This window comes from Rossellomorea sp. DUT-2, assembly GCF_052665285.1.
In genome coordinates this window covers 1,042,498-1,063,473 of sequence record NZ_JBQPEO010000001.1, presented here as the reverse complement: position 1 = coordinate 1,063,473, position 20,976 = coordinate 1,042,498, and the positions used below count along the sequence as shown (strand labels likewise).

Below are 20,976 nucleotides of genomic sequence, written 5' to 3'. Positions count from 1 at the left end.
ATTAAGTAAACGCCCCTATAGTTGAAGAAGAATATTTACTAATTCAGATTGCATTTTACTTCCTTAAAGGAGACCCAAGTTAAAAAAGACTACAAATACTACTACAGTAAAAATAAATGCTAATAATGCAGATTTAAAAGTGTTCTTTTTTCTTACACTATTTCGGTAAAATGAATCATCTTTCTCCATAAGTGCTCCTAAAATAAGATAGAGTATTGGCGATATTGGAACGATTACAAATACTAATCTCACAATAAAGGATGAAATCAAAAGAGCTTCTGCAATTCCTCCACATACACCTAAAAATACATAATCCGAATTGGACCTCAACAGCCTATTTCTTTTCATCATATTCACCTCATTTAAAGGTATCTTGGAATTTGATTCGGTTGCCACTCGAATTTCTTAATTGTTCTACAATAAATAGTCTCATACCTTTAATTTGAAGTCGTTAATAACAACGATTTCTTCTTAAACTAACCTGCCCTTTAACTGAACATAGAAAAAACACTGAAGATCTGCTGCCCTATTGATCTTCAGCTATAGCCCCCCTTAGTTCAAAAAGTTTTTTTTATAAAAAATTATTTATTAATTGCTCTGTTGTCAGTATTGTTGCAAATTCATTGTGCAATGTAGCTAACGATATATTATGTATTGTTACTGCATCATAATATGTATCATTGTGATCCTTCATACCGAAGGCTGCTGTTGCATCTGAGATCAGGTATGTAGCGAATCCTAAATTACCACTCATTCTTGCTGTGGTTGATACACAGTGAGGTGTAGTTAAACCAGTTATAACAACTGTTGCTATTCCATTTACTTTTAAAAACTCTTCTAAATTTGTACCAATAAAACTGCTATTTACTTTCTTTGTTAAAATTACTTCTTCATCAATAGGTTCAACTATCTCTTTTATAGCAAACCCCTCATCCATTGAATAAAATACAGAATTAGGATCATCAGAAGTGTGTCGTATGTGTATTACTGACCAACCTTTTTCTCTCCATAGTTGAAGTATCTTACTAATATTCTCTTCTGCATTTAAGTTATTTCGTTCTCCCCATTTTTTATCATCAAATGCTTTTTGTACATCAACTATAATTAAACCCATTTTCTTTTCCGACATATGATTTCCCCCTAAATTTAAATTTCCTATTTATTACTACCTAGAAATTACTTTTTGTACAATTGCTATTGTTATTGATGTTTAACTAACCTGCTCAATAATTGAAGAAGGGCAATAACCGAATCCAGTTAGCTGACCTTCAGTTAATGCCGTCTTTACTATAATTACACAACTTCACATCACTAAAATGTAATATCTTTACTCGGATAAACGTCTGCAAACCAACGCAATACTCCGTTATGATGATTAATAATTTGCTGGGCAGTAATATCTTGTGAATCCCAAGTGCTGTGTGTATCAGAAGCTAAAGTAACCTTATATTCCATACTAAAAGCTCTTCTACAAGTTGTATCAACACACGCTTCTGTCTGAATTCCCCCAATTACTATATGTTCAACCCCTTGTTTTTTCAGTTCTTCATCTAAATTAGTATGAAAAAATGAATCAGGAGTAGTTTTTTGAATGATTACATCTTGAGCGTCAGGAGTAATTTCTGGATGAATCTCCCACCACTTTGTGCCATATTCTAATGGCTTACCAGTTGGTGCATTATGCTGTATATAAAAAATCGGCGTTTTACTAGATCGTGCCTGAGTAATTAAACCTTTTAAGTTTTGAAGTAAATCATCCCCCTTATGTACAACATTTCCTTCTTGAAACATACCATTTTGAACATCTATAACAAGTAGTGCTTTCTTCAATGTTCTCCCCCTCACAAAACATAAATGATAGCTAATCGATTGTCTTTATTAATAAGATTTTCTAATTAATTGAAATATATAACAAATTGACTTGAATTGCTCCCTCCCCATAAAAACATTATCTAGATTCCCTATACATAAATAGCTTAATTTCTCCATTTGTAAACTTCTCGAATAAGTATTTTCCACTTTTCACGAACATACATTCCTACTATATCATATTAAATATGGAAAATGTTACTAATTCAATAAAAACCTCTTATCTGATATTAATTTCATTAAAATCACTTAATAGAGAATCGTTAGCTAGAGTTTATTTTCACAAAGTCACCCAACTTAAGTTCTTAGTTTCGTAGTATAGGTCTACTCTGAAATTCAGAGTTATTCCATTAACTGGCCCTTTAATGGAAGATGAATATAGAGACTCATCCATAAAAAATGAAAAAAGCGGGAGTTTTCAACCATCATTATTACCACAATTTATTTGTTTATCAAAACTGGTAATATGTTTAATAAAGATTAAAACTGCTTAAACTAAATAAGGTTATGTTCACGTAAAAATTGAACATAACAGCCAAGGACGTAATCCAATAAACACCTATCCCATCCTTATAATTATAGGAACTAAATGTAATTTCGAACATCTGTAACTTCTAATATTTATTATCGGCACCTGAATGAAATAACTAATTTCAGTCTCGTATCACAAGTATACTGTTAACAATGAGACGGAAGAAAAAATGAGAGATAATTTACATCAATACTTAAATCTGGTTAATACTATTAATTTTTTTAGGTTTAATAATCAGATCCTGAAATTTAATTTGCTCATGATCCATTCAGTATATCAAATTTGATTTGGATTTGTAGATTTTAACGAATTTCCCATCTTATTATCTGATAATTTATTTAGTTGATTTTAACACGGTTTTGTTCCTTAATTCTTATAAGTATCTTTTCATACCATTTGTTTGCTGCTGCGTTCATAGTTGTTTATTAGTTTACATAACATTCCCTGATGAGACTTTTTGTCTGCCGTCTTTTTTTTCCTTTACTAAAATATTCAACCCAACTTACTTAACCCCGATCAAATTATACCTATCACTGCCCCTCTTCTTTATAAATGACTTCAGGATACATAAAGAAAAGGCATAAAGAGTTCAGATTAAACCTCTTTATGCCTAAGCACTATTTCAATAAATATTGTCTTGGTGTCCCGAAATAAAGCGTTTGCTGATATTCCGGGAATACAGATTCAAAGCAGATGATGATGGGTGCATCCAAAAGCCAGGGATAGTACGTGTAGAATCCTTTATCACCGTTCACCATTGCTGCTAATGCCAATGGCAACTCTTTTTTGAAGATCATAAACCGTACGTTGGAAAGCTGTTGATCAAATTCTCCCCCACTCACATACACGGTTCCTGCAAGAGTGTATTGACCAAGGTCTCTTCTCCATTCTCCTAACACTTCGTCCCTCATAGAGGCATTGATCTTCTCCAAATCAAAGTGACAACCAACGCTTAAAAATAGTTCACCCGTCGTATCAGAATGAGTTAATGTGTATTTTCGATTATCAATGGGATTGAAGATTGAAGCTGGTGGTAAATACGTGACAGTTAGCTTTTCAGGCTTGAATTCACTCATGTGTAAGCCTCCTTTACAAAAAATGGGCTTACAACAGAGTATGATAAAAGCCTAGAAACGGTTCCGCTACTTATTTGCTTTCCACTTGATCTTAATCAGGTTCCATTGATCATTTTCGTAATACCAATAAGATGTGGCCGTTCCGATTCCATCTGCCTTATAGGCACCGCTTATTTGCTGATAACCTTTTAATCCCTTACCAGGTTTGCCGATTATTTTCGTTGGCTCAAAAAATGCATACGGTAAAACCATTAATTCCATAGGTTCATTTAAGGTTCCGTCCGTGTATATCCCCAATCGATCATAGTCTTCTTTTCGGTCACGTAAATCGACTGTGTAGGATTGATTTGTATCCACAAATGAAATAGAAGCTTGGTAGTCATCTTCAAACTGAGCTTGAATCGTTAAGGGTTCAGGTAATCCAATATCAACCAGTTTATTATCTGCTAACGTATGGAGCGCTACATTATAGAGTCCACCGCTTCCTCCTGTAGCTGATGAGTACAGCATATCCTTTATTCCATCATGATTTAAATCAACGAATTGGATTTTCGGCTCATAGCCACCTTCATAATCAATTCGAATCTCACTGCCTTCAGACGTTTTAATATCCGCCCAAATTTGTTTCAGAAATAGGGCATCAGGAGAAAATGGAACCGCCTTAAGCGTAATCATATCCTTTTTACCATCGCCGGTTACATCTTTTTTATACACATTGACAGTCATTTCATTCACAGGCTGTTTTTCCAGTGGTTCAGTGGAAAAGTTTCCTGCAATGGCATTAAGGGACATAACAAAGAAAGCACCGAAAGCAAATAGTAATTCTTTTCTCATGATTCTCTCTCCTCGTTAGAAAAAATGATTCACTTTTATTTTCACCAAAGAAGGAAAATCTATGTAATGATTATCGATTCTTTTTTATCTTACTTAACATCAAACAAGTTAAAAAAGACCAACCCATCAAAAAGGTTGGTCCACTTTCCTATTATTTTGGTTCTGTTGTCGTTTCAGGTTTTGCTTCCCAGCTCTCAATTCCTTTTAACCCTTTAATAGAGTTGGAGTAGAAAACAGGATCCTTACCTTGTCTCTTTTGTTCTCGGTAATCTTTTAGTGCAGATATCGCGATTTTAGCTAATAACGTGATCGCAATTAAGTTGATGATTGCCATTAGACCCATAAATAAATCTGCCAGGCTCCATACAATATCCAGTTTGACAACCGCTCCGAAAATCACCATGCCGATAACGGCCATTCGGTAGATGAATAGAGTGATCGGGCTGTATTTGATAAACTCGATATTGGTTTCCCCGTAGTAGTAGTTTCCGATAATTGAACTGAAGGCGAATAAGAATATAGCGACAGCGACAAATGTATCTGCCCATTCCCCTACATGGAAACTTAAGGCTGCCTGCGTCAGCTGAATGCCATCGATCCCTGTTGTGTATTGGTCAGACAGGATGATCATGAAGGCAGTTGCTGTACAGATAAGCAGTGTATCAGTGAACACACCAAGAGTTTGAATAAGTCCTTGTTTAACGGGGTGAGTGACACCCGCAGATGCCGCTGCGTTTGGGGCACTACCCATACCGGCTTCATTTGAGAATAAACCGCGTTTGATACCCATCATGATGGCTGCCCCTACTCCGCCACTTGCCACTTCACGAATACCAAATGCATTTTCAAAAATGATCACAAACATATTTGGCAGCATGGTAATGTTCGTAATAAGAATAAAGAAGGCTAAAATCAAATAAAGAACGGCCATTACTGGAACGACAATTTGAGTTACACTGGCGATTCTTTTTACCCCACCGAAAATAACAAGTGCTGTTAGAACCGCTAGAATGATTCCTACTGTCATACGGTCAAATGAATACGCTTCTTCCATGGCAAGAGAAATCGTATTGGATTGGACCGAGTTAAATACAAGACCGAAACAGAATGTAATGATAACGGCAAACAGGATTCCCATCCAACGGGCATTCAATCCCTTTTCCATATAGTAAGCAGGGCCACCTCGGTAGCCGTCTTTTCCGTCTTTCACTTTATAGATTTGAGCAAGTGTACTCTCCACGAAGCTTGTCGCACCTCCTAGAAGGGCAATCAGCCACATCCAGAACACAGCCCCCGGTCCACCGCCGGCAATCGCTGTTGCAACCCCAGCCAGGTTACCTGTACCGACACGGGATGCGGTACTGATCGTGAAAGCCTGGAAGGAAGAAATGCCTCGTTTTCCTTCTGCTGAAATCGTGGTTTTATCTGTTAATAATCTTCCCATTTCTCCTAAGTAACGGAATTGTGCGAATTTAGTTCGTAATGAGAAATATAAACCAAGGCCGATAAGCGCCACAATCAGTATGTATGACCACATAAAATCATTCAAGCTGCCTATTATACTTGTGAATAAATCCATAATTGTTCCCCCTAGATGTTTGTATTTATGACAAATAATGTATGAATCTATGTATGTATACCCATTCAGACACTTTCTTAATCTATCAAAAAATAAATGCCTATTCAACTGATAAATTCACCTTTTTGAAATAATATTAATTGTTGTACAATTTTTCACGGGTATTGTACAACAATGTTGAATGAATATACATATATTATTCGTCTTCCGTAAATAAAAACGACCAGAAATGTTTCTGATCGTTTCTTTGAGTTGCTATTCTTTTGTTTCAGGTAGTAGTGATTCTGCCCACGTTTCACAAACAGATCCGCTAACTCCTTCATCAATTACAAATGATCCATTCGAGTAACGGTCATTTGGTCTAAGGTCTGAAAGGAGCACTTCTTCTGTTTTTCCCTTTTTCGTGATCAGGCCTACCTTATCTGTATCTTTAACCACTTCTATTCTTACCACACGATGTGGGTTTGATTTCAATTCCCGCAGCATGATGACTCCACGTTTGGCACGGGATGTCTTTTCAAATTCGGCTAATTTCATTTTCTTTACTGCCCCTCGCTGGGTTGCTAAGAAAATATAATCCTTCACTGGGTCTTTAATGATCTTACCAGATACAACATAATCTTCATCTTTAAGGTTAATCCCTTTTACACCAGCTGCACGTGGTCCGACGATGTTCACGTCTTCCTCGGAAAACCAAAGACCATAGCTTAGATTTGTAGCGATGAAAATGTCATAGGAACCATCGGTTAAGTGTACATCTACCAGCTGATCGTCTCCTTTTAAATTAATTCCTACAAGAGGACGGGAGTATCGTTGTGCTTTGTACTGGGGAAGCTCAGATCTCTTGATCATTCCATTCTTCGTTACAAATAATAAATAATGGGATGGATAAAATTCTCTAATCGGAATCGCTTTTAGAACCTGTTCATCGCGATCAATCGGCACGATGTTTCCAACGTGCTGACCAAGGTCTTTCCAGCGAATATCCGGAAGTTCATGTACAGGGCAATAAATGTAATTCCCTTTGTTCGTAAAGACTAACAGTACATCCGTCGTATTCATCTCATACTGACCTAGGAGCCTGTCTGTTTCTTTCATGGCGAGATCCTGCCCGTTTGAAGCAGAATACGAACGTAGACTTGTTCGTTTCATGTAACCATCACGGGTAACGGTAACCATGACATCCTCACTGGCGATCAGTACTTCAAGGTTGATTTTAATTTCTTCAATCTCATCCTCAATTTTAGTGCGGCGAGCATCAGAGAACTGCTTTTTAATGCCTTTTAATTCTTTTTTGATTACACTGTAAAGTTTGTTTTCACTTTCCAGGATAGCCGTTAACTCAGCAATCGTTTTCGCTAATTCTTCAGCTTCTGCCTGCAGTGCGGTAATGTCTGTATTCGTTAAGCGGTATAGTTGCAGGCTGACGATTGCTTCTGACTGTGCTTCAGTAAATTGAAATTGCTGAATTAAATTATCCTTCGCATCACGTTTGTCTTTCGAAGCACGAATCGTTGCTATCACTTGATCTAATATTGACAGAGCTTTCATTAAACCTTCGACAATATGCTGGCGATCCTTCGCCTTATTTAGATCATGTCTGGTACGGTTTGTCACTACTTCTTTTTGATGGTGAATATAAGCATCCAATAGTTCACGCAGTCCCATTAGTTTAGGACGACGGTTATGTATCGCAACCATATTAAAGTTATAGGCGATTTGAAGATCACTGTTTTTATAGAGGTAGTGTAAGACGCCAGTAGCATCTGCATCTTTCTTTAACTCAATGACAATGCGCATTCCATCGCGGTCTGTTTCATCACGAACTTCTGCAATTCCTTCCACTTTGCGATCTACACGGAATTCATCCATTTTCTTGACGAGGTTCGCTTTGTTTACCTCATAAGGAATTTCCGTTATGACGATCTGCTGTTTGCTTCCACGGATGTTTTCAATATCAGCTTTTCCACGAACAACCACTTTTCCTTTTCCGGTTTCGTAGGCTTTTTTGATGCCGTCTACCCCTTGAATGATGCCACCTGTTGGAAAATCAGGTCCTTTTATGACCGTCATTAATTCATCCACAGTGCTTTGTGGCTTTTCCATACGCATGATTGTCGCATCAATGACTTCATCAAGGTGATGAGGTGGAATGTCAGTTGCATATCCTGCTGAGATACCAGTGGATCCGTTGACTAGAAGGTTCGGAAAACGTGAAGGCAAAACAGTTGGTTCACTGGATGTATCATCAAAATTCGGGATAAAGTCCACGGTTTTTTTATCGATATCACGCAAGAGCTCCATGGAGATGGCAGAAAGACGAGCCTCTGTATAACGCATGGCAGCTGGCGGATCTCCGTCGATGCTTCCGTTATTTCCGTGCATCTCGACTAAATATTTACGCACTTTCCACGTTTGACTCATACGCACCATGGCATCATACACAGATGTATCACCATGTGGATGATAGTTACCAATAACATTACCCACGGTTTTCGCTGATTTCCGGAACCCTTTTTCCTGGGTGTTTCCATCCACGTACATGGCGTAAAGGATACGTCTTTGTACGGGCTTTAACCCGTCACGTGCATCAGGTAATGCACGCTCTTGGATAATGTATTTACTATAACGTCCAAATCGGTCGCCAAGTACCTCTTCCAGAGGTAAGTCTTGATATCTTTCTACAGTTGTCATGTATTACCCCTCCTCTGCGACCGTAATGTTTTCATTTTCAAGAATACTTCCTTCTTCTTCTAAACCAAAAGCTACATTGCTTTCAATCCATTTACGGCGCGGCTCTACTTTATCTCCCATAAGAGTCGTCACGCGACGCTCAGCCCGGGCAGCATCATCAATGCGGACACGGATCAGTGCACGTGTTTCAGGATCCATCGTCGTTTCCCACAGCTGATCGGCGTTCATTTCTCCAAGACCTTTATAGCGCTGGATCATATAGCCTTTACCAACTTTAGAAATGGCTCCTTGAAGCTCTTCATCCGTCCATGCGTATTCAAGCTTTTGTTTCTTTCCTGTCCCTTTGCTTACTTTGTAGAGAGGAGGAAGTGCAATATAAACTTTCCCTGCTTCTAATAATGGTTTCATGTAGCGATAGAAGAAGGTTAATAGCAGAACCTGGATATGGGCTCCATCCGTATCGGCATCGGTCATGATGACAATTTTGTCATAATTGATGTCGCCGACGTTGAATTCCGGACCGACTCCGCCACCGATCGCATGTATGATGGTGTTGATTTCTTCGTTTTTGAAGATATCCTGAAGCTTGGCTTTTTCCGTATTGATGACTTTCCCCCTAAGTGGAAGAATCGCTTGGAATTTACGATCACGACCTTGTTTCGCTGAACCTCCCGCAGAATCCCCCTCCACGAGATAGAGCTCGTTGCGCTGAGGATTTCTCGATTGAGCAGGTGTTAATTTACCAGATAGAACGGTTTCAGATCGCTTTCGTTTCTTTCCGTTACGCGCATCTTCCCTTGCCTTACGTGCCGCTTCCCTGGCTTGGGCGGCTTTAATGGATTTTTTAATAAGAAGGGAGCTTGTATCGGGATTTTCTTCTAAGAAATATAGAAGGTGCTCCGAAACAACTGCATCCACAGCTGAACGTGCTTCACTCGTACCAAGCTTTCCTTTCGTCTGCCCCTCAAATTGAAGGAGATGTTCTGGTATACGTACAGAAACGATACTGGCCAGCCCTTCACGAATGTCGGTCCCTTCAAGATTTTTGTCCCGATCTTTTAGAATCCCAACTTTTCGGGCGTACTCATTAAAGACACGGGTCATGGCTGTCTTTGCTCCGGCTTCGTGGGTACCTCCGTCTTTGGTACGAACATTGTTTACAAATGACAGTATGTTTTCAGAGAACCCGTCATTAAATTGAAAGGCGAACTCCACTTCGATTGTATGATTTTCACCTTCAAAGAAAGCTACATTATGAAGCGCATCTTTTTCTTCGTTTAAGTATTGAACAAAGGCCTGGATCCCGCTCTCAAAGTGAAAGACTTCCTTCTGATCATGACGCTCATCAATGATTTCTATTTTTAATCCTTTAAGAAGGAATGCAGATTCCCTTAGACGCTCACATATCGTTTCATAATTATAGAGGATATTACTGAAAATCTCCGGATCAGGTTTGAAATGGATACACGTTCCGGATTTTTTTGTTTTACCTATTTTCTCAAGAGTGGTTTCCGGTTTTCCACCTTTTGTGAAACGCTGTTCATACTTCGTTCCATCTCTTTCAATCGTCACCACAAGCCATTCAGATAGGGCATTTACGACTGAGGCACCTACACCATGCAATCCGCCACTGGTCTTGTACCCGCCTTGTCCGAATTTGCCTCCTGCGTGCAGCACAGTCAAGATGACTTCAGGAGTGGGCTTACCAAGCTTATGCATTCCAGTAGGCATCCCGCGTCCTTTATCCTGGACAGAGATGCTATTATCCTTATGTATTGTAACAATAATCTCATTTCCGAAGCCAGCTAATGCTTCATCCACCGAATTATCGACAATTTCGTATACTAAATGATGCAATCCTCTTGAATCTGTAGAACCTATATACATTCCAGGTCTCTTACGAACGGCTTCTAAGCCTTCTAATACTTGAATGGCATCATCATTGTAATCCATGGTCTTATTCTGGTTGGCCACGAACATTCCCCTTTCAAAACTTCTCTAACCGTATATAGTGCTTGTACGGTAGTATTGGTTATGTATATGTTAACTATAACACAAGAACATTTGTTCGTTTACCTGTTTTGATCATTTCTGAGGTAAACCACTATTGCTTATTGTAGCGTTTTATTTGATTTTCGCAAATGTAATTTCCTTGAACGGCTCTGATATCGGACTGTTTTCTTGTGTATGGACCGGATTTTTTAATAATGAAAGTAGACAAGCCCATCCAAAAAAAAACAAGCGGTAAGAGCCGCTTGTTACGAGTGAGAGTTATTTGGTTAAAGCATGTTCAACCTTAATACAGCGATCCATAATGACTGTATACCCACGTTCTTTCAAAAAGCGATAAGCCTCTTCATTCATTACACCTTGTTGCGCCCAAAACACGTTAGAATCGATTTCATCAAATTCCTCCGCGATCTGTGGCAAAAATTCTGAGCGGCGAAATACATTGACAATGTCAATCGGTCCTTCAATCTCCTTAAGAGAAGATACCGCTTTAACGCCCAATGCGGTGTCAATGGTTGGATTTACAGGAATAATCTCATAACCTTGATCCTGCATCGCTTTTGATACCATATAAGATGTTCGTGCAGGATTGTCACTTAATCCAATCACGGCAATGCGTTTTGATTGTTTAAGGATGCTTCCAATTTCTTGTCGGGATGGGTTTTCCATAGATGATTACAACTCCTTCATCGTTCCTTCATTCATTCTTTAAACTGTTCCTTAAGTCCTATTCTTCTTTTATACCATATTTCCCTCTAATTTATCAAAATTTTATAAATATACCTTAACAGAATGAAGTGTCAGATGGATAAGGGATGTTGCTACTCCTTTATCCATCTGACACTTCTTAAAAATTTTACTCTTCAATTAATCCCTTGGATAGGAGAAATTCACGCGCTACGTCTTTAGGATCTTGTTTATCCATATCCACCTTGGCATTCATCTCACTCATCTCTTCCTCAGAGATTTGTCCTGCTAATTCATTCAGGACTTCTTCTACTTCAGGATGCTCTTCCAGAACTTCTTGACGGATGATAGGAGCGGCATCATATGGTGGGAAGAATCCTTTGTCGTCGGTTGTCGTTTTCAGATTGTAACGTTGTATTCTTCCATCGGTTGTAAAGGCCGGAATAATATCTACATCTCCGTTCTTCACTGCTTCATACATAATGTTCGGGTCAAAGCTTTCTTTCGCTTTGAATTCGTAACCGTAGGCCTCGGCAAATGCATCGTACCCATCACCTTCACGTTCGTAGAATTGATGCGGCGCTCCAAAGCTTAAATCTTTCGAAAGGGGAACAAGGTCAGAGAACGTTTTGGCATCAAAGTCCTGATCTTGAGTATAAGCAAGGGTATACGTGTTCTCGAATCCCAGTGGCTTTAACCATGTCACATTGAACTTTTCTTCGTATCCTTTACGGACTTGAGATAGAATTTCTTCAGCTGTAGCCCCTTCCTTCGCCTGCTCTTTTAACACCGCTTCGAGTCCGGTTCCTGTGTACTCGATATATACGTCGATGTCGCCTTTTTCAAGAGCGGGTGTCAAAATCGATACTTCCCCCAGTCCTTCTTCCACTTTAACATCCAGGTCTGTTTTCTCTTTGAGAAGTTCAGCCATCATTTGTGTTAATATAAACTGTTCAGTCCACATCTTGCCTGAAACCGTAATGGTGTCTTTCCCCCCACCGTTTCCGCAACCTGCGATCACGAAGGATAGGGCAATTAATAATATAAATGGTTTTAATATCTTTTTCATTCTTACTCTCCTTTGAATGTGCTTTATTTCCGTGCTTTTAATCCTTTAGGTGTTGTCATTCTTTCAAGAAGCTTTAATAAAAAGTCGAAAGAAAGTGCAAGTAAGGCAGCAGGAATGGCCCCTGCAAGTACTAAAGAATTATTCCAGGTGGATAGCCCCCGGTAAATGAGATCACCTAGTCCCCCCGCGCCTACAAAGGTTGCAAGCGTCGCGACTCCCACCGTTAAGACAGTTGCGGTTCTGATACCCGCCATAATGAACGGCAGTGCGAGAGGAAGCTCCACTTTAAACAGCAGCTGTGAGTTTGTCATCCCCATCCCTCTGCCGGCTTCTATGACTCCCTCATCAACACCGATGATCCCTGTGTACGTGTTCCTGAGAATCGGTAAGAGTGCATATACGGTCAGGGCAATAATCGCTGTGATACTGCCTGTACCCAATAGGGGAATGAGGAAACCAAATAGTGCTAAGCTGGGGATGGTTTGGAAAATGGCTGTTATTCCGATGTAGAATTCAGCTGTTTGCTTTTTTCGTGATATGTATATACCCAGCGGCAAAGAGATGGCAATCGCTATGAAAATGGATACGAATGATAAGTACAGATGCTCAAATAATCCGTTTAAGATGGCGTCCGAGCGATTTGAAATGGTGTTGATAAACACTAGTGAAAATGTATTCATACCGAACGTGCCTCCTTTTTCCCTTCTGAGGCTACTGCACGAAGAATCCCGCTGGCCGTGACGCTTCCTAGCTTTTGGCCGTCTTTAGTCACCATGAGATAGGGTTTTCCAGCCTCAAGTATTACTCTTGCCGCTTCTTGGACCGTTGCGTCATAAGGGATTGAAGTATATTCCGATTCTTCATAGTGCACATAATTTGTGTTGTCTTCCATCATGTCGATTACTTGAATCTGAGTTTGTCGGGCGTTCAGGCGGTCCTCACCGATAAATGCCCGAACGAATTCATTTGCAGGTTGGGACAAAAGCTCTGATGGTGTAGCGATCTGTTCAATTTCTCCATCACGCATCACTGCAATCTCATCTGCGATCTTTAACGCTTCGTCAATATCATGTGTGACAAAGACAATCGTCTTATGTATCGTATTTTGTATGCTTTTCAATTCATCTTGAAGCTGCTCCCGGCTGATCGGGTCGAGGGCACTGAAGGGTTCATCCATTAGTATGATAGGTGGCTCAGCTGCCAGGGCACGAATGACGCCCACCCGTTGTTGTTGTCCTCCGCTGAGCTCAAGCGGGTATCGTTTACGATATACTTCAGGATCTAGTCCGACAAGATTTAGAAGCTCATCTACACGGCCTTCATATTGTTCCTTCTTCCATCCTTTTAAACGTGGAATCAGGCTGATATTCTCTTCAATTGTCATGTGGGGAAGCAATCCGATACGCTGTATGACATAGCCGATATTACGCCTGAGCTCCACTTCATCGGTTTTTGATGTATCATTACCATTAATCAGAATCGTTCCACTGGAAGGTGAAATGAGCTTATTGATCATTTTCATCGTGGTCGTTTTTCCACATCCGCTAGGCCCGATCAAGGCAACAAGCTTTCCTTTTGAAATCGTCAGGTTAATACCCTTTATGGCTTCTGTACCATCTTCGTAGACTTTCGTGACATTCTTAAATTCAATCATTTTTCCACCTGCTTTATGAACTGAGAAATTTTTCTAAACATAGAAGGGATACCCTCATTATACAAAAGGTAAACATGTTGTCCAGGGAATTGCCTTTGTGGCCTTAGTTTATGAATAATGTGGATTCCTCATACAAGATACTTCTTGGCTGTACAAGACATTAAAAAGCCGGCAAACTATTGTCTGCCGGCTTCAGGGTGTTGTTTGTTCTTTAACAGAATATATTGTTCTACGATGATTCCTGTGATGGTTCCGAGTATCAAACCGTTGTTTAAAATGGAGGCAACCACTACAGGCATGTCTTTAAAAGCGGACGGGGGCACAAACATGGCTCCTACCCCTACAATGAGAGAAATGCCGGCGACAAAATGGATTCTTTCGACGTTATCTTCTTTTCTGTACTCTCCGAGAGCAAGCCCGACCATTTTGATGAAGATGACCGTGGTAACGGCATAGCCAACTGGAGCCGGAAGACTTGCGAATAGATTCATCACTTTCGGGATCAAACTGATGATCATAATGAGCGCACTTCCAAGGATAAAGGGAATAATGGAATACATCCCTGTAGCGGTAACAAAACCGGCAGACCCGGAAATGGGTACAGAACCAATGGCTGAGAATACTCCACCGAACAGCTGATTCAATCCCGAAGCAAAGCCGCTCTTCGTATATCTTTCATATGTGGGCTGTCCCTTTGCCTTCATAACCTCTTCCATCACTCGAATGGAAGCAATCATATTGGTCGTTAACAAGAATGTAATGAAGATGGATGTCACAATGACTCCTGTATCGAATACAGGTGCTCCAAAGACGAACACATCCGGTAGTGAAAACCAGCTGTCAGAAACAGTCACGCTTTCACCCAATCCCATGAGAATGAAGACTAGCCACCCCGATAGTAGGGCAAGAATAATGGAGTATTGTTGGATCCACTTTCGTTTATGACCTGAAAAGTATAATGCCAAAAGGATGGTTAGGATACTTCCTAATAAGACAAACGGTTGAAGAGATTGTCCATCGTGTTGTATCCCGAACATCCCTTTGATAAAAGATCCGCTTAATTGGAGAATCAATAGCATTAAGTAAACAAATGTTATCGCGGGTGTAAATAAAGTTGATAACTTCTTTAATAGTCCTGTTGCAGACAGAATAAAGAAAATCACACCACTAACAATCATCCCCCCCTGTAAAACGGTCAGCACTTCTTCGTGACTGCTGTACAGGGTTCCTGAAAAACCTGCATAGATGGCGAAAACCCCCCACCACAGTCCGGCGGGTCCTTCATTAATGGGAAGTTTATGACCAGCCAATGCCTGGATAAGACTGGCGGCTCCTAACACAAAGATGGTCCTCTGAATGAACCCTGCCGTATCTGCCGGAGACAATTGAAACAGGTCAGCTATGGCAATAGGAGCTGCGATTGAGCCTGCAACCATAAAGGCCACCCATTGAAAGCCCGATAAAAATAATTGCATATGTGTACACCTTCATTTCAACTATGTAAAGTGTGTCTATTTTAACATACTTCCCTCCTTGTGAATCAGATTTATGAGGAATAAAAGATATTATCTACTTTTATGAACAGGTACTAATTTTTTCGTTTATTTTCTCCCCATCCTATGGAAAACATGTTAAAATAAGAACGGATTAGTTATTTTAAAAGGAGCAGTGATGATGATTTTTGCCCTTATACTTGTATTAGCTTATTTATTAGGCTCCATCCCTTCAGGATTACTGATTGGGAAGACGTTCTACGGAAAAGACATCCGTGAGCATGGAAGTGGAAACCTTGGCGGAACCAATACGTTCAGAACCTTGGGTGTGAAGGCCGGGATGATTGTCACAATCATGGATATTTTAAAAGGAACGATAGCCACTCTCTTACCATTGCTATTTGCAAGTGATGTACATATGTTATTGGCAGGCGTATTTGCTGTGATTGGTCATATGTATCCCGTGTTTGCAAACTTTAGAGGAGGAAAAGCAGTAGCAACCTCTGCGGGTGTTCTTCTAGGCTATAATTACATCTTATTTTTAATTTTATTGGCTGTCTTTTTCATTTGCTTGTATGCAACCAAGTATGTATCACTCTCTTCTATGATAGCAGCGGTGCTCGCCTTTACGTACTCGATCTTCACAGGAGATATTCCACTCATTATTGTCGTAGGAATCCTGACCATTTTCGTTGTTTACAGACATCGTGCGAATATTACCCGCATCAAAAATAAAACGGAACCTAAAATCAAGTGGCTCTAGTAAAAAAGCGACCTAAGCAACAGGCTCCTCCTTATTCTATAGGAGAGTTTCTGGCTGCAGAGGTGGCTTTTTTTTATGGCTTTAATTCAATCAAATAGGTATACCCTTCCATTCGTTTGAGAAAGATGATGGATATCAAAAGGTAAACAACATATTGATTAAACAAAATAGTTTATTATTCACAAAAATATGATAATATACTTCAGTATTTTCATAAATAAGCCCCGCTTTTCCCTTTTATTTTGTAAAATAGAGGTAGTGTAAATATAAAGGATGATGAATATGAATCAAAAGCGATTAATGACAGGAGTATTCCTATGTGTTCCTTTACTCTTAGTGATCGGGTTTCTTGTAAATAAGCAATACGCAGACTGGAACACCTCTGCTGAAGGAAAACAGAATGAGAAGCTCTACCCTTTGCTCCATACGACGAAAGAAGTTCAAGCCTCGGGGAAATCGATAAAGTCAAATGCAACACTTGCCGCCATCGGAGATATTCTTCTCCATGATACCGTATATAATGATGCGAAAGATGAAAACGGGTATAACTTCACCCCTATGTTTTCACCAATCAAGGACATGCTGGCTGCCCCTGATTTCCTGATTGCCAATCAGGAATCAACCCCGGCTGGTGTGGAACTTGGCGTTTCCAGTTACCCGCTCTTCAATAGTCCGAAAGAAATCGTGAAATCCTTACAGGACGTGGGAGTGGATGCAGTCACGACTGCCAATAATCACTCATTGGATCAAGGTGAAAAAGGTCTTCTGAGTGCAATCGACTATTATGAGAAGATATCCATGCCATATGTGGGTGCCTTTAAAAGTCAGGAAGACAAGGAGATAATTCGCACCTTCAATGTAAACGGTATCAAGTTTGCCCTGCTTTCATACACATATGGAACGAACGGGATCCCTGTGCCAAAGGGGAAAGACTACTTAGTCAATCTGATCGACGAGCAAAACATGATAGAAGAGGTCAAGAAAGCTAAAAGTATGAACATTGATTTAGTCGTATTGAGTTTGCATTGGGGAAATGAGTATCAACGCTTCCCTACTGAGGAACAGGAAAGACTGGCAAATGTGTTAACGGAAAATGGTGTTGATATCATTTTTGGCCATCATCCACACGTTCTGCAGCCAATCCAAACATATAAAACGAGCGATGGCCGTGATGCTGTAGTCATCTATTCATTAGGGAATTTTCTTTCAGGACAGAAAGATGATTTCAAAGATATTGGAGGAATGGTTACGGTTCAAGTAGAAAAAAGGATGAATCCGGGCGGTTCTAAAATTACGTACCCTTCCATTGAATTCCAGCCAACCTTTGTTTCAGAAAATCATTACAATAATTACCGAATCTACCCTCTTGAATTTGCTAAGAAGAATGGGCTGATTGGTTATTCAGAAGAAGAAATGGTTTCCCATATGGTGAATGGCCTGCCTGAATAATAAAATGCCGGCTGAAGCTGATTTACTAAAGCCATCTGCCCATGTATTATCCTGAATTTTCTAACGTATACAAAAACGAGCCTCCACTACGGGAAGCTCGTTTTTTTAATGTCCACCGAATAGCACTGAATTAAAGAAAATGCCTCCAAGTGCTAATACAGCCAATAAGGCATTGGCAATCAAGAAAGTTTTGCGGCTGCTCTTAAAGAATAGAGTGACCATCCCATAATAAATGAGGGCAGCAATGATAATAAAGGTGCCGGCTTCTATCTGATATTTCGCATCGTGTAATTGCAGGAAAGTCAATACACTTAATCCGGCAAATATAAATGCACCTATGTAATATAATAATGCTTGTGTATTCATCCATCTCATCCTTTATGCGTATTAGTAGATGTTCCTTCATTTCTATGTATATAATATGAAATGAAACCTTCTTTGTAAAGAAACATGAAACACTCTGGAGGAATACCTGTAGAGAAAGGAGTCTCATCAATGAAGATACATATTTCAAAAGAAGCTCTAACGTGGTTTAAGAACGAAATGCTTGTAGAGGAAGGCGATCAAGTTCGTTTTTATGTACGCTATGGAGGTTCCAGTCCTCTGCATGATAGTTTTTCATTAGGAGTGAACAAAGACGAACCGGTTGATCTCGGCGAACGAATTGAAATCGAGAAAAGGGAATTTTTTATTGAAGAGAGAGATTTATGGTTTTTTGATGGTCATGATTTATACGTCGAGTTTGACGATAAGCTTCAAGAACCTTCATATGAGTACAAAAAGTAAGGTAGCATGGGAAGCGGCTGGCATTCGCCAGCCTTTTCATTTTCGGTTTATAAAGCGTGAGATATGGTCGTGGAGCCCCTCTTTAAGAAGAATGTCATATTGAATATCTCCCAGTAGATCGAAATGAGGAAAACCGTCTTCCCTCTCATGAATCCATTCTTTCTTCAACCCGTACTTATCTCCCCACTGTGTTAATGTATCAAGGTCACAACAGCCCACTTTCGTGACAGATCGGGCATGAGGGAATCGATCATCAAGCCAATAATGAGTAAGAAATGCAATTTCTCCCCGTTTCACACACTGCTTCCATGCAAGTAATTCACGTTTGGTTAACCCGAATGCCATGGAGATTTTCCTTTCTGTCATGCTTCTGTAAAGTAGTTTTCAAGAGATATTTCAATATGTAGAAATTACTTTTTTACCTTCTCGTATGCTTCATGCCAATGAGGAAACATTTTACGTATAGAAATCGGACGGAAGTTTTCTTTCTTGACGCAAACGTGTTTCGATTGTCCCGTGATGGCCAGCTGGTTTTGACCATTATAAATTTCATAAGCATATGTAATGCGGAGACCATCATATTCTTCAACCCACGTTTTAATAAATGCTTTATCCCCGTAACGAACCGGTGATTTATAGCTGATATTCAGATCGATAACTGGAGAAAGAATCCCTTCTTTTTCAATATCAGCATACTTAAAGCCGAGATCTTCAATAAGCTGCGTTCTTCCTATTTCCATCCATACAAGATAATTCGCATGATACACAACACCCATTTGATCGGTTTCTGCGTATCGTACCTCTATGTTTTTTTCAGCAATATGCATCCTCTACACCCTCTTCATCTAGTCAGTATCCTTCCTCATTTTAACATAGATGGAGAAGGCATTGAATAAATAGGCTTAAGAGTGTGGAGCCTGCTAACCTATTATTGATGAAAGAACCCGAACAGTCAGGTACTCTAAAGAGCCTTGTCCGTTCGGGTTGCGGATTTATTGTTCTGTTTGATGTGCTTCATCTTTAATTTCATTACGGAAAGCTTCAAGGCTTTCTCTGCGACGCTCATTCTTCGCTTTAATAGACTGAAGCTGCTCTTCACTGTCTGTGAAAGCCATTGACTCCTCAGCCTTATCCATATTCTCAATCGTATGCTGTACCATACCTTGAAGCTTCTCTACATTATCACTGCGATCATCCGGATTCGGTTTATCCCATGCCATCCTTCATTCCTCCTGCTATTTGTAATGAGTGTAATGAGGGACGGACCTTAAGGCCGTTCCCTTTTCATTTTTTGTCACAAGCGTTATTCACCCTTTGTTTGGATGACTTGCGCATGCTTACCTGACTTATCTTGCATTTGTTTTCCCTTGTTTCCGCCTGCTGCTCTTGATTGAGTACCAATATGGTTTGGTGCAAAATGATTCGGACTTCCCTTTGAATTGCTCATTAACTTCCCCTCCTTATTAGTATCATTACCAAAATGGGAAGGAAGAAAAGGCGTAATAATTGGCAGAATTATTTCTGGGGCAAAAAAAATAAGCCTCGTAATTCCTTACTCGGCTTTGCTTATTGGGCGCTTAATTTCCAGTCTGGCATCGATTCGTTCTTCAATGGCATCAATGGCATCCTGATCCAGAAGAAGCTGCTTTTTGTTTTCTTTCACAAGGTCTGCAAATGATTTTTTTCTCGGTCTTCGCAATCCAATCCCCTCACTCTCAATTGTGGTTTGTTATAAATAGTATATCCAAATGTCAGATATTTTAAACAAAGGTCACAATAGTAGAGCTGTATTTCTGGACGGATTATGGGATTTGGACGATTGAATATCGAAAGCTCTGTATTAGTGAGGTCCGTCCCTCACTTGATTAGCGCGGTGAAGGATTCAAGGCTGGTGATGGCGCCTATTTGTTTATTGGTGATGATTCCTTGTTCGTTGATGATATAGGTGGTTGGGACTGTTAGGATGTCGTAGGCGTTGTTGATTTTGTCGTCTTTGTCTAATAGGATCGGGAATGTGAGTCCCATTGCTTTTTGGTATTCTTTTACGTTGTACTGGGGATCGATATTGATTGCCAGTATTTCAATGTCCTTACCGTATTTCGTGTAGAACTCCTGCATGATCGGCATTTCTTCTTTACACGGTGGACACCAGGTAGCCCAGAAATTGAGAATTACTTTCTTTCCCTTCAATTCAGATAAAGTGACGGATTCCCCGGATAAAGTATCCAATTTGAAGTCGATGGCCTTGTCCCCGACATTCGGACCAGGGTAGTTCTCTACAGGAGTAGTTTCCGACACCTCTCCTTCTTCTATATCGATTAATTGGTCATACTCCTCAGCTTGCCCGAACGTGCTTTCAGATATAGAAGTGGGCTCTGACTTATTCTCCATGTAGAACGTGAAGACTAATAAAGCCACAAGCAAAATGCCAAAGATAGATTTCAAAGGAGTGTGCTCCTCTCATAGGAATGATATTACTAT

23 protein-coding genes are annotated in these 20,976 nt (G+C 39.9%); 3 read left to right on the top strand and 20 right to left on the bottom strand.

Annotated elements, in window-relative coordinates; translation table 11 throughout:
- Positions 1–63 precede the first annotated feature (63 nt).
- The 13 genes from ACOSV2_RS05340 to ACOSV2_RS05280 form a co-directional block, all read right to left on the bottom strand.
- Positions 64–351, bottom strand: coding sequence for a PspC domain-containing protein (locus ACOSV2_RS05340; protein ID WP_428974221.1), 288 nt, complete (start codon positions 349–351; stop codon positions 64–66).
- 220 nt (positions 352–571) lie between these two features.
- Positions 572–1,129 carry a cysteine hydrolase family protein gene (locus ACOSV2_RS05335; protein WP_428974220.1) on the bottom strand — a complete coding sequence of 186 codons (558 nt, stop codon included), beginning with the start codon at positions 1,127–1,129 and terminating at the stop codon, positions 572–574.
- A gap of 182 nt (positions 1,130–1,311) precedes the next feature.
- Positions 1,312–1,830, bottom strand: coding sequence for a cysteine hydrolase family protein (locus ACOSV2_RS05330; protein ID WP_428974219.1), 519 nt, complete (start codon positions 1,828–1,830; stop codon positions 1,312–1,314).
- A gap of 1,188 nt (positions 1,831–3,018) precedes the next feature.
- Complete coding sequence (locus ACOSV2_RS05325; RefSeq protein WP_397551330.1) at positions 3,019–3,477, bottom strand: staygreen family protein; 459 nt, start codon at positions 3,475–3,477, stop codon at positions 3,019–3,021.
- A gap of 66 nt (positions 3,478–3,543) precedes the next feature.
- Positions 3,544–4,311, bottom strand: a complete 768-nt coding sequence (locus tag ACOSV2_RS05320) for a hypothetical protein (protein WP_428974218.1) — start codon at positions 4,309–4,311, stop codon at positions 3,544–3,546.
- A 151-nt stretch (positions 4,312–4,462) separates the two neighbouring features.
- Positions 4,463–5,890, bottom strand: coding sequence for an alanine/glycine:cation symporter family protein (locus ACOSV2_RS05315; protein ID WP_397551332.1), 1,428 nt, complete (start codon positions 5,888–5,890; stop codon positions 4,463–4,465).
- A 255-nt stretch (positions 5,891–6,145) separates the two neighbouring features.
- A complete protein-coding gene (parC, locus tag ACOSV2_RS05310) occupies positions 6,146–8,584 on the bottom strand; it encodes a DNA topoisomerase IV subunit A (protein ID WP_428974217.1) in 2,439 nt (812 codons plus the stop codon).
- A gap of 3 nt (positions 8,585–8,587) precedes the next feature.
- Complete coding sequence (parE, locus tag ACOSV2_RS05305) at positions 8,588–10,558, bottom strand: DNA topoisomerase IV subunit B (protein WP_428974216.1); 1,971 nt, start codon at positions 10,556–10,558, stop codon at positions 8,588–8,590.
- Positions 10,559–10,855: 297 nt separating this feature from the next.
- Positions 10,856–11,263, bottom strand: a complete 408-nt coding sequence (locus ACOSV2_RS05300) for a CoA-binding protein (protein WP_113967870.1) — start codon at positions 11,261–11,263, stop codon at positions 10,856–10,858.
- Positions 11,264–11,450: 187 nt separating this feature from the next.
- A complete protein-coding gene (locus tag ACOSV2_RS05295) occupies positions 11,451–12,350 on the bottom strand; it encodes an ABC transporter substrate-binding protein (RefSeq protein ID WP_428974215.1) in 900 nt (299 codons plus the stop codon).
- Positions 12,351–12,373: 23 nt separating this feature from the next.
- Positions 12,374–13,030 (bottom strand): ABC transporter permease, encoded by a 657-nt coding sequence (locus tag ACOSV2_RS05290; protein ID WP_428974214.1) that lies wholly within the window; start codon positions 13,028–13,030, stop codon positions 12,374–12,376.
- Positions 13,027–14,004 (bottom strand): ABC transporter ATP-binding protein, encoded by a 978-nt coding sequence (locus ACOSV2_RS05285; RefSeq protein ID WP_428974213.1) that lies wholly within the window; start codon positions 14,002–14,004, stop codon positions 13,027–13,029. Before ACOSV2_RS05285 ends, ACOSV2_RS05290 begins: the two co-directional genes overlap by 4 nt.
- 176 nt (positions 14,005–14,180) lie before the next feature.
- Positions 14,181–15,479: a purine/pyrimidine permease gene (locus ACOSV2_RS05280; protein WP_428974212.1), complete on the bottom strand. Its 1,299-nt coding sequence runs from the start codon at positions 15,477–15,479 to the stop codon at positions 14,181–14,183.
- Positions 15,480–15,678: 199 nt separating this feature from the next.
- Here ACOSV2_RS05280 and plsY point away from each other — a divergent pair, with 199 nt between their 5' ends.
- Positions 15,679–16,260, top strand: coding sequence for a glycerol-3-phosphate 1-O-acyltransferase PlsY (gene plsY, locus ACOSV2_RS05275; RefSeq protein WP_113967866.1), 582 nt, complete (start codon positions 15,679–15,681; stop codon positions 16,258–16,260).
- Positions 16,261–16,542: 282 nt separating this feature from the next.
- Positions 16,543–17,709 carry a CapA family protein gene (locus tag ACOSV2_RS05270; protein ID WP_428974211.1) on the top strand — a complete coding sequence of 389 codons (1,167 nt, stop codon included), beginning with the start codon at positions 16,543–16,545 and terminating at the stop codon, positions 17,707–17,709.
- Positions 17,710–17,814: 105 nt separating this feature from the next.
- On the opposite strand, the gene ACOSV2_RS05265 is transcribed toward ACOSV2_RS05270, so the two are convergent.
- The gene (locus tag ACOSV2_RS05265) at positions 17,815–18,075 is read right to left on the bottom strand and encodes a hypothetical protein (protein WP_428974210.1); all 261 of its coding nucleotides are present in this window, start codon (positions 18,073–18,075) and stop codon (positions 17,815–17,817) included.
- 129 nt (positions 18,076–18,204) lie between these two features.
- Between ACOSV2_RS05265 and ACOSV2_RS05260 the strand changes: the two genes are divergently transcribed.
- Positions 18,205–18,495: a HesB/YadR/YfhF family protein gene (locus ACOSV2_RS05260; RefSeq protein ID WP_428974209.1), complete on the top strand. Its 291-nt coding sequence runs from the start codon at positions 18,205–18,207 to the stop codon at positions 18,493–18,495.
- A 36-nt stretch (positions 18,496–18,531) separates the two neighbouring features.
- On the opposite strand, the gene ACOSV2_RS05255 is transcribed toward ACOSV2_RS05260, so the two are convergent.
- From ACOSV2_RS05255 to ACOSV2_RS05230, 6 genes are all read right to left on the bottom strand, one after another.
- The gene (locus ACOSV2_RS05255) at positions 18,532–18,840 is read right to left on the bottom strand and encodes a hypothetical protein (RefSeq protein WP_397551343.1); all 309 of its coding nucleotides are present in this window, start codon (positions 18,838–18,840) and stop codon (positions 18,532–18,534) included.
- Positions 18,841–18,905: 65 nt separating this feature from the next.
- Entirely contained in the window at positions 18,906–19,322 is a 417-nt protein-coding gene (locus ACOSV2_RS05250) for an acyl-CoA thioesterase (RefSeq protein ID WP_428974208.1), read from the bottom strand.
- A gap of 165 nt (positions 19,323–19,487) precedes the next feature.
- Positions 19,488–19,715 carry a small acid-soluble spore protein Tlp gene (gene tlp / locus ACOSV2_RS05245; protein WP_113967860.1) on the bottom strand — a complete coding sequence of 76 codons (228 nt, stop codon included), beginning with the start codon at positions 19,713–19,715 and terminating at the stop codon, positions 19,488–19,490.
- Between the two features lie 83 nt (positions 19,716–19,798).
- Positions 19,799–19,942, bottom strand: coding sequence for an acid-soluble spore protein N (locus tag ACOSV2_RS05240; protein WP_044336998.1), 144 nt, complete (start codon positions 19,940–19,942; stop codon positions 19,799–19,801).
- Positions 19,943–20,047: 105 nt separating this feature from the next.
- Complete coding sequence (locus ACOSV2_RS05235; RefSeq protein ID WP_428974207.1) at positions 20,048–20,194, bottom strand: FbpB family small basic protein; 147 nt, start codon at positions 20,192–20,194, stop codon at positions 20,048–20,050.
- A 158-nt stretch (positions 20,195–20,352) separates the two neighbouring features.
- Positions 20,353–20,940, bottom strand: a complete 588-nt coding sequence (locus ACOSV2_RS05230; protein WP_428974206.1) for a peroxiredoxin family protein — start codon at positions 20,938–20,940, stop codon at positions 20,353–20,355.
- Positions 20,941–20,976 lie beyond the last annotated feature (36 nt).

Bases quoted from the DNA above. Each gene is read 5' to 3' on its own strand.
- ACOSV2_RS05340 (WP_428974221.1), bottom strand. From the start codon at position 351: ATGATGAAAAGAAATAGGCTGTTGAGGTCCAATTCGGATTATGTATTT.
- ACOSV2_RS05335 (WP_428974220.1), bottom strand. From the start codon at position 1,129: ATGTCGGAAAAGAAAATGGGTTTAATTATAGTTGATGTACAAAAAGCA.
- ACOSV2_RS05325 (WP_397551330.1), bottom strand. From the start codon at position 3,477: ATGAGTGAATTCAAGCCTGAAAAGCTAACTGTCACGTATTTACCACCA.
- ACOSV2_RS05320 (WP_428974218.1), bottom strand. From the start codon at position 4,311: ATGAGAAAAGAATTACTATTTGCTTTCGGTGCTTTCTTTGTTATGTCC.
- ACOSV2_RS05315 (WP_397551332.1), bottom strand. From the start codon at position 5,890: ATGGATTTATTCACAAGTATAATAGGCAGCTTGAATGATTTTATGTGG.
- parC (WP_428974217.1), bottom strand. From the start codon at position 8,584: ATGACAACTGTAGAAAGATATCAAGACTTACCTCTGGAAGAGGTACTT.
- ACOSV2_RS05300 (WP_113967870.1), bottom strand. From the start codon at position 11,263: ATGGAAAACCCATCCCGACAAGAAATTGGAAGCATCCTTAAACAATCA.
- ACOSV2_RS05295 (WP_428974215.1), bottom strand. From the start codon at position 12,350: ATGAAAAAGATATTAAAACCATTTATATTATTAATTGCCCTATCCTTC.
- ACOSV2_RS05290 (WP_428974214.1), bottom strand. From the start codon at position 13,030: ATGAATACATTTTCACTAGTGTTTATCAACACCATTTCAAATCGCTCG.
- ACOSV2_RS05285 (WP_428974213.1), bottom strand. From the start codon at position 14,004: ATGATTGAATTTAAGAATGTCACGAAAGTCTACGAAGATGGTACAGAA.
- ACOSV2_RS05280 (WP_428974212.1), bottom strand. From the start codon at position 15,479: ATGCAATTATTTTTATCGGGCTTTCAATGGGTGGCCTTTATGGTTGCA.
- plsY (WP_113967866.1), top strand. From the start codon at position 15,679: ATGATTTTTGCCCTTATACTTGTATTAGCTTATTTATTAGGCTCCATC.
- ACOSV2_RS05270 (WP_428974211.1), top strand. From the start codon at position 16,543: ATGAATCAAAAGCGATTAATGACAGGAGTATTCCTATGTGTTCCTTTA.
- ACOSV2_RS05265 (WP_428974210.1), bottom strand. From the start codon at position 18,075: ATGAATACACAAGCATTATTATATTACATAGGTGCATTTATATTTGCC.
- ACOSV2_RS05260 (WP_428974209.1), top strand. From the start codon at position 18,205: ATGAAGATACATATTTCAAAAGAAGCTCTAACGTGGTTTAAGAACGAA.
- ACOSV2_RS05255 (WP_397551343.1), bottom strand. From the start codon at position 18,840: ATGGCATTCGGGTTAACCAAACGTGAATTACTTGCATGGAAGCAGTGT.
- ACOSV2_RS05250 (WP_428974208.1), bottom strand. From the start codon at position 19,322: ATGCATATTGCTGAAAAAAACATAGAGGTACGATACGCAGAAACCGAT.
- tlp (WP_113967860.1), bottom strand. From the start codon at position 19,715: ATGGCATGGGATAAACCGAATCCGGATGATCGCAGTGATAATGTAGAG.
- ACOSV2_RS05240 (WP_044336998.1), bottom strand. From the start codon at position 19,942: ATGAGCAATTCAAAGGGAAGTCCGAATCATTTTGCACCAAACCATATT.